The following is an 8,368-nucleotide window of genomic DNA, read 5'->3' as shown; positions in this document are numbered from 1 at the left end:
GCGCGCGGTCTGCTCCGCAGACACGACGCGGTGCCGCTACGCGGCACTCTCCCGAGTTGCTTCGCAACTCGGGTTGCTGTGCCACTCCGTGGCACAGGGTCACGGTCGGCGCTCCGCGCCAACCGTGACGATCCGCCACGGCAGATCACTACCAGCCGCTCCGCGCCTGGTAGTCGGCCCGCTACGCGGGCTGCTGGCTAGGCGCTGGCCTGTCGAAAGTGACGGGCAGTCACTACTCCCCTCTCATGGCGGGGGTGACATCCGGTCGGATCCGACCGGATCCGACCGGATCCGGTCACTGTCGAACCACTTCCGAACTTTGTGTGCGTCACTCACCCTGACAGGATAGGTTCTGTTTTGACAGTACATCACATCCCCCGTATGGCGCTTCCTTTGAGAGCAGCCGGAAAGGGCCGTTGGAAACACTTCGAAATCGATCTGCTGAATCCGGCATGAAACCCTTCTGAGGGCGCGTCATTCTGGAGGCGGATATTTGCTGGGCTGACATCGCACCAGGTGTTCGCCGGAGATCAAGGAGGAATCAATGGGTGACGAAATGAACCGTTACCGGGTCGTGGGCGCAGCGCACCGATGATGCCCATCAGGGGGCGGTCACGCTGACGAATTACGTCTATGCGCGGTCGGTGGAGGAGGCTGTGCTGAAGGTCCGCCAGAGGAACGAGCGGCCGGGCGGCCTGTACGGGGGTCAGGGCCTGTGCCGGGTCGTGGAGGTGGCCCGGGAGGGGCTGTCCGCTGGGGAGCGCGACCAGGCCGCCCTGGTGCGGCTGGAGGCGTATGTGCGGGAGACCGTGCTGCCGCGCACCCGCCCGAACTCCATGCAGTGGCGTCGGGCGCTGGAGGCGCTGGGTGAGGCCGGCGGTCTGTGCACCGCGCGGACGGTGGACAGCGACGGTGACTACGTCGTCTGCACGCGCGAGGCCGGACACTACGACCCGGCCGACGTGCCGCCCTTCAAGGGCGGAGAGCCCGGCGGCTGGCACAAGGCAGGTGCGGCGATCTGGAACGACCTTGGCGCGGCCTGCACTCCGCACATGGCTGTCTGAGAATCCAGGCCCTGAATCTGAAAGATAACAACGGTATGGCGCAGGTGAATCAGCCCGAGTCCGCTTCGGACGGCGGCCTGGACCCCCACCAGATCGAGGCCGTGGATGCGGCGCTGCGGTGTCTGTCGGTCCCGGCCGGCGGCGTGCCTTCTGGGGGGCTGCGGACCCAGGTCATCGCCGCCACCGGGTCCGGGAAGACGCGGATCGGGGCGGAGGTCGCGAACCGGCTCGCCGCGAAGCGTGTGCTGGTCCTGGTCCCGACGCTGGACCTGCTGACGCAGATGGCCGGGGCGTGGCGGCGGGCGGGTCGGGGTGGGGCGATGGTCGGGGTGTGCAGGCTGCCCTCTGAGGAGTCGGACGGGATTCCCTGCACCACCGATGCCGGTGAACTGGTGGAGTGGGTCGGGAGCCTGGACGTGGTGACCGTGGTCGCGACGTACGCCTCGGTGGGCAGGAAGGTGCTTCAGCGGGCTCACGAGGCCGGCCTTGCGGAGTGGGACCTGGTGGTGGTCGATGAGGCGCACCGGACGAGTGGGGATGCGGGTAAGCCGTGGGCGGCGGTGCATGATCAGGGGCGGATTCCGGCGGTGCGTCGGCTGTATATGACGGCGACGCCGCGGGTGTGGGAGGCCCGGGACGGCGGGGCTCCGCGGCTGGTCGCGAGCATGGACCCCGACAGCCCTGTATTCGGGCCTGTCGCGTACGCGCTGTCGCTCAGTGAGGCTGTGCGGCGGGGGATTGTTGCGCCGTATCAGGTGGTGTGTCTGGACATTCGTGATCCGGGGCTGCATACCGCGCTCTTGGAGGAGGGGGCCGGGTCGCAGGCGGCGCGTGGGGCCCGGCTGGCGGCGGTCCAGACCGGGCTGATGCACGCCGCGGCCAAGGAGCGTTTCGGGCGTGTGCTGTCGTTCCATTCCCGGGTGGAGGACGCGGAGGCGATGGCGGCCGGGGTGCCGGCCGTGGCGGCCGCCCTGGCCGAGGACGACCCCGGCACGTACCCGGGCGCGGACCGGGTGTGGGCGGACTGGCTCTACGGGGACCACTCCCCCGCCCACCGCCGCCGGACACTGACCGAATTCGCTTCCCTTTTTCTTGACGGAACGTCTGATAAACGCGCTGCATTGCGAGTTCTCAGCTCCGTGAAAGTACTCGGGGAAGGCGTGGATACGGCGGAGTGTGACGCTGTGCTTTTCTCGGATGCCCGGGGGTCGATGGTCGACATCGTGCAAATGGTCGGGCGTGCCCTGCGTACCCGGCCCGGGCGGGGGAAACTCGCGACTTTGGTCGTGCCGGTATTCCTCGGGCCGGGTGAGAACGCTGATGAAATGCTGACCTCACACGCCTACACCACCCTCGCGAAGGTCCTCGGGGCCCTGCGGGCGCATGACACGGACATCATCGAGGCGCTGACCGACCCACGCCCCCGCAGCGGCCGGAAGAACACCGACAACCCTGATCAGGGCGGCGAGGACATCCTGGAGGACGGCGCCCCGGTGCGGGCGCGGGTGGGTGAGGGGGCGGCCGGGGTACTGCGGTTCAGCGAGGAACGCGACCCGGCCGTGCTCGCCCAGTTCGTGCGGCTGCGGGTCATCGACCCGGAAGGGGCGTACTGGCGGCGCGGGATCGAGGCCGCCACGAAGTGGCTGCGCGAGACCGGGAACACGTCGCTGCGGGTGCCGTACGCGTACGTCACACCGGACACGGACAACTGGGGCGGAGCGGGCGGGTACCCGCTGGGGCGGTGGATCGCCGACCAGCGGCGCTACTACACCGACGGAACCCTGGAGGCGGAGCGCCTCGTGAAGCTGGAGGCCCTGGGGATGGTCTGGGCCGAGCGGGATGCGGCCTGGGCGGACGGGGTGGCCGCCGCCCGGCTCTACACCGCCGCTCACGGCCATTTCCTGCCCCCGACCGGTGCGGTGTGGGACGACTACCCGATCGGGGTCTGGGCCAAGAACGCCCGCGCGGCGGCCCGCAAGGCACAGGAGAACGAGGAGCTGCGCGCGGCAGGCCGTCCCGTGCCGTCGTCAGCCGGGGCGATGAGCCAGGCGCGACGGGATGAGCTGGACGCGATCGATCCGGGGTGGTGCCCTGCCTGGGACACCGGGTGGCAGCGCTGCCTGCGCCTGGTCCAGAACCACGTCCAGGCCGGCGGAACACTCCCGGAGGCTGCGGGAGACGTCGTCCAGGGCGAGGACCTCGGACGCTGGGTCACGGCGCAGCGGTTGGGGTGGGACCAGCTTCTGCCTGTGCAGCAGTGGATCCTGGAGAACACCCTCAAGGTCACACCGGCCGAGGAAGACGAACGGCCGGTGAAACGGACACAGGATGCGAAGTGGGCCTCGAACCTGGCAGCAGCGCGGCAGTTCCACGCCCGTGAAGGACACCTCCGAGTGCCCCGCAAGCACGTCGAGCAGCTGGAGACGGAGGACGCGCTGGCGGGCCGTCAGGGCGGCGCTGGCGGCCCGGTGGTGGTCAAGCTCGGCACCTGGCTCGACAACGTCCGCAAACGCGCCGCGAAACTCCCCGAACAACGCCGGACAGACCTCGATCAGCTCGGGATGCGCTGGTAGAGGCGAGTGGGGGGGTTATGTGCCTGATCCGAGGCGGCTGAAGGCCCAGCGGAGGACTTCTTGGTCGACACGGGGGCGGCCTGTGCGGTTCAGGGCGGTGAGGGTGTGGGCGGTGAGGCGGGCCCAGTTGCGGAAGTTGCCGTGGGCGGCGCGGCTGTCGGCGTAGGTGATGTCCTCGGGGTCGGCGTCGGCCCAGATCGGGTGGTAGAGCGGGATGGTCTCGAGGACTTCGTCGGTGGTGAGGCGGGTGAAGCGCTGCCAGATGAAGATGCGGGAGGACAGCATCGGTTCTTTGCGGAGGGTGGCGTGGCAGCCTTCGCCGCCGACGAAGATGACGGCGAGCTGGGTGTAGGGGTCGTCCCAGAGGTAGCGGATGTACTCCAGCTGGTCGCTGGAGAGCCACTGCGCCTCGTCCAGGACGAGGGTACGCGGGTGGGCGGCGAGCGTTGCCTTGAGGAGGTGGTCGAACTCGGTGGCGTAGCGCGGGGGCTGTCCTGGCAGTTCGAGGGCTGTGTGCAGTTCGTGGCGTACGGCGCGGGTGGTGGTGCGGGCGTGGAAGGTGATGCGGCGGATGTCTTCGCTGGTTTGGAGTTCGCGTAGGCAGCTGGTGACGGCGACGGTTTTGCCGAAGCCGGCGCCGCCGTGGATGCACATCATGGCGCGGGCGTTGATGGTGTCGGTGAGGTTCTCCCGGGCGGTGAGCAGGGCTCGGGTGGTGACCAGGCGGGCGTCGGGCAGGGCGGTGTACTGGTCGGTGGGTGCGGGTGGCAGGCGGGTCATGGGGTGGTCTCCTGGTCGTGGTGTTCGGGGGCGGATGCGAGGTTGGGGGTGGGGGGTCGGGCGCGGGCTTTGAGGCTGTCGGGGGTGGCCCAGTCGGCGGATGGTGGTGCGGGCGGGATCAGATCGGGCAGCGCCAGCGCTGTGAGGTCGGCTTCCTCGTAGCGGGATAGCTCCCGGGTGGCTTCGGTGGCGGTGATCGTGTTCAGGCGCAGCGCGGGGGTGGGGGTGGTGGCTGGGGCGAAGCGTTCGTGGCGGAGTCGTTCGGCGGCCTTCGCGTCGGCGCGCAGGCGTCGGGCGCGTGTGTTGCGTGCGTGGCGTAGAGCGGTGAGTTGTTCGTCGGTGGCCTGGTCGGCGAGGTGGGCGGTGCCGAGGTGGTGGCCGTGGGGATCGCAGACTTCGATCTCGTGGGTGTGGTGGGGCATGAAGCGCACGGTGACCTTGCGGCCGGCCTGCCCGGTCATCCAGTCGGCGAGGTAGGAGCGGTTGCGGAACCTGAGGCCGTGGCTGGTGAGGGTGCGGGTGCGTGCGTCGTCTTCGAGGGTGAAGGACCACAGGTCCGCGGCAGGAATCTCTCGCAGCGGGGTGGGGTCGGTCTGCCAGGCTTGCAGGGGGGTGGCCCCGTGCAGGCTCTCGGGGTGGTGTTCGGTGTTCCACCAGGTCGCCCAGGACAGGAGTTCTGTGGTGAAGGCCTGGAACGTCATGGGCGGCCCGGCGGGGGGTGGGTCGGGACGCTTGCGCGGGGGTTGTTTGGGGGGTTTGCGGGGTGTGGGGGTGTAGCCGGGCAGGGCGGCGAACAGCATCGTGGTGGCGCAGTGGTTGAGGTTCTCGATGCTGCCCTTGAGGTGCGGGCTGTAGGGCGGCAGGACGGTGATGTCCGAGTCCAGGGTGGTCAGGGCAGCGGTGACGGTGCGGGAGAGGAAGTCGCGGCCGCGGTCGAAGCGCACGTGGGCGGGGAGCCCGCCGAAGGGGCCGTAGGGGGCGGTGGGCACGATCGCGGAGCGCAGCGCGGCCAGGACCGAGGCGCGGGTCGGAGTGCCGGGGGTGACGGCAAGGCCGGTGATGGCCTTGGTCGCGCAGTCGATGAACCACGTGACGAAGGGGTGGACGAGAGTGCCGTCGGCGTCCACGCGGAGCGGGGCCTGGACGTGGTCGGCCTCCCACACCTCGTTGCGCCACATCCGCGGGCGTGTGGCGAACACGTCGTGGGCGCGGGCGGCCTGGTGGCCGTGGCGGTAGCCGGCCCTCTCCCCCGCGGTCAGGTCCCGGCGCACGGCGCGCAGGAACGTCGCCAACGACGGGACCGGGTCCAGCAGCGGAACAGCCGCGAGCGGGGCGCCGCCCGGGAGTGCGCTGCGGGGTGGGCGGGGTGATGGCGCGGCCGGGCCAGAGGCGGAGGCGTCGGCGGAGGCGTCGGCGGAGGCGTCGGCGTCTGTGTCTGTGTCGGTGTCTGCCGGTGGCGAGGGTGAGATGGCTGGAGCGGGGGCTTGGCGGGCGCGGGCGAGGAGCTCGCGGTGGACCGCGGAGGCGTTGCCGTGCCAGTACGCCAGCAGCACCCGCAGCTCGGAGGTGATCTCGAAACGGCCGGAACGGCGGGCGCCAGGAGCGGCGGTGGTGGCGGGTGTGGTGGTGGCCTCGGCCAGCCACCGCCACACGGTGCGGTCCGAGACGTTGAGGCACTGCGCGGTGGTGTGCACGTGGGCGCGGGTGAGCCGGTGCTCGGCGCGCAGCGCGAGCAGGTGCCGTACGGCTGGGGCGCGCAGGGCGGTCAGCGACACCGCGTCCAGGGCGGGCCCGGCCTCGTCGGGCGCGGACGCCGGGGTGGGGGTGGTGTGGGAGGGCGTGGTGTTCATCGTGGTCCTTCCCGCGCGTGCGGGGGCTGCCCGGCGTGGAGGCGGGCAGGGGGGTGTGGGTCAGGGGCGCGGGCCAAGGCGGGCGCAGGCCTGGGCCAGGAGGGCGGCATCGACCGTGTGCTCGGGGTGGCGGTCCAGGGCGGCGTACGCGTGGGAGGTGATCTTCGCCCAGGTACGGAAGTTGCCCTGTGCGCGTGTCTCGTCCGTATGCAGCAGGTCGGCGTCGGTCGCGGTGTCCCACAAGGGGTGGAACAAGTGGAGCACGCCCGGGACCTGCGCGGTTTCGAGGCGTGGCACCTGCTGCCAGGTCAGTACCCGTGAGGCCAGAGCGGGAGCGCGTGCAAGGGTGCGCTCGGCGCCAGCACCGCAGAGCACGAGTGATGTCTGGGTGGTGGGGGCGTCGGCGAGCAGACGCAGGTAGTCCAGCTCGGGAGCGGCGATGCGCTGGACATCGTCGATGACCAGCACACCCGGGGCCTGGAACGCCTCGAGCAGCGCACGGTCAGCCGCGTCCGTCCGGTTCGTCAAGGCGGTGGCGGGCAAGCCGAACGCGGTGAGCAGCGCGGCCCGCAGTTGCGGCAGCGCCGGTTTCACCGCCACCCGCGCATGGTGCACCGGGATACGGCGCGGCAGCAGGCGCAGCGCTTGATGGACCGCGACCGTCTTCCCCTGGCCCGGGTCCCCGTACACGCACACGACCCCGCGCGCGGCGATGGTGTGCGCGATCGCCTCGGTGACCGCGCCGAGTTGCTTGGTCGACACGACATGCGCGCCCGGCACGTATAAGCGCACGCCGTCGGTGAACGGCGAGGTGCCTGCCGCATCGGAGCTGTCGGGGTCGTCCTGCAGTGCGGGTTCGACGGCCGCCTGGCCGGCCTCGTCGATGGTGCCCGGCAACGCCAGCTCGGCCAGCGCCCGGTCGTACCCCTGCGGATCCAGGCGTGCGTACGAGGGCCGGGAAACCTCCAGCACCCGGCCCGCACGCTGTGCCCGGTGCACGGCGTCATGCAGGGTCGTCAACGACGGGAGCCTGTCCCGTCCCAGACCAGCAAGCACATCATCGGCGTGCTCGCCCATCCACCGGTACAAGGCCTTCACGTTCCCGCCCAGCTCCCCGAGCCGGGTCCACAACACGTCATCAAGAGCGAACACCCCACGCCGCGGAACGGGTTCTACCCGGCCGGACTCCTTCGCGGCCGCGAGCCAGCGCCATACCGTACGGACATGCACTCCCGTCGTCTCGGCAGCGATACGGACATGCACCGTCTGCAGCGTCCCGGTCTCGTCCAGCGAGAGCAGACGCCGCACGATCGCCTGCCGGGCCAGCGCCCGGTCCCGGGAAGGCGAGGACAGCGACATCGCCCGGGAAACGGCAGACGACAGCCCCGTCCTCTCCCCCGGGATCGGGGTGGCGGTAGCGGGTGATGAGGGTTGAGCAGTCATACCCACCAGCACACCCCCACGCCCGGACACTGTGCACAGGAACAGGCATCCCCACGTCAGCCACCCACCAGCTGTGCTACACGCACTACGCAACGCGTGACAGCCAGTTCCTCACCCGATGACAGCCACGAACCCCAGTCATCAGCCCCCAAAGAAACAGCTCAGACCGCCTGACCACCGGAACTCAACGGCTGACACCCAACCCGCTGACACCACCCCGACCAATCACACGAATGACAGGTGATCAGGGCGACGTCCCGACACCTGCCATCGACGTTCGGGGCCGCCGCATCCCGGCCCTCGCGCGGCCCCGCCGACGCGCGCAAGGGGACCGGCCGGCCATCGATCCCCGAGGCGCTCCCGCCCGCCCCGCCCTCGCCCTCTCCATTCCGGCAGTTCGGGCTGCAGGAGGTGCTGCTTGGCGGCTGTGGCCTGTCAGGCGATGCGGTCGGCGACGGCCTGGCGCAGCGCGGCGAGCCGCGTCACCCCCATGGCGGGTATCCAAGCGGGTCCAGACTTGGCCGAGGCGCGGCCGAGGTTCAGTCGGTGCATTTTTTTCGTTCTTCTTTTCCCGGAGCGTGAATGTAGAACTCGCCGGGAACATCTTTCACTAGTTTCGCTTTCAGCTTGTCCCAGGTTTTGTCTTCGATTTGTTCCG

5 protein-coding genes are annotated in these 8,368 nt (G+C 70.2%); 2 read left to right on the top strand and 3 right to left on the bottom strand.

The window, feature by feature from the left end:
* The first annotated feature begins 656 nt into the window (after window positions 1-656).
* Both BT364_RS38535 and BT364_RS38530 read left to right on the top strand, forming a co-directional pair.
* Window positions 657-1,064 (top strand): hypothetical protein, encoded by a 408-nt coding sequence (locus BT364_RS38535; protein ID WP_072489776.1) that lies wholly within the window; start codon window positions 657-659, stop codon window positions 1,062-1,064.
* A gap of 35 nt (window positions 1,065-1,099) precedes the next feature.
* Window positions 1,100-3,637 (top strand): DEAD/DEAH box helicase, encoded by a 2,538-nt coding sequence (locus BT364_RS38530; RefSeq protein WP_072489775.1) that lies wholly within the window; start codon window positions 1,100-1,102, stop codon window positions 3,635-3,637.
* Window positions 3,638-3,652: 15 nt separating this feature from the next.
* On the opposite strand, the gene BT364_RS38525 is transcribed toward BT364_RS38530, so the two are convergent.
* Genes BT364_RS38525 through BT364_RS38515 form a run of 3 tightly spaced genes read right to left on the bottom strand, consistent with a single transcriptional unit; the run spans window position 3,653 to window position 7,626 of the window.
* Window positions 3,653-4,417 carry an AAA family ATPase gene (locus tag BT364_RS38525; protein WP_072489774.1) on the bottom strand — a complete coding sequence of 255 codons (765 nt, stop codon included), beginning with the start codon at window positions 4,415-4,417 and terminating at the stop codon, window positions 3,653-3,655.
* Window positions 4,414-6,267 carry a Mu transposase C-terminal domain-containing protein gene (locus BT364_RS38520; RefSeq protein ID WP_072489773.1) on the bottom strand — a complete coding sequence of 618 codons (1,854 nt, stop codon included), beginning with the start codon at window positions 6,265-6,267 and terminating at the stop codon, window positions 4,414-4,416. The genes BT364_RS38525 and BT364_RS38520 overlap by 4 nt, the downstream gene beginning before the upstream one ends.
* Window positions 6,268-6,327: 60 nt before the next feature.
* Complete coding sequence (locus BT364_RS38515) at window positions 6,328-7,626, bottom strand: AAA family ATPase (protein WP_072489772.1); 1,299 nt, start codon at window positions 7,624-7,626, stop codon at window positions 6,328-6,330.
* Window positions 7,627-8,368 lie beyond the last annotated feature (742 nt).

It is taken from the genome of Streptomyces atratus (genome assembly GCF_900119365.1).
GTDB classification, from domain to species: domain Bacteria; phylum Actinomycetota; class Actinomycetes; order Streptomycetales; family Streptomycetaceae; genus Streptomyces; species Streptomyces atratus_B.
This window is presented reverse-complemented; position numbering and strand designations above follow the sequence as displayed.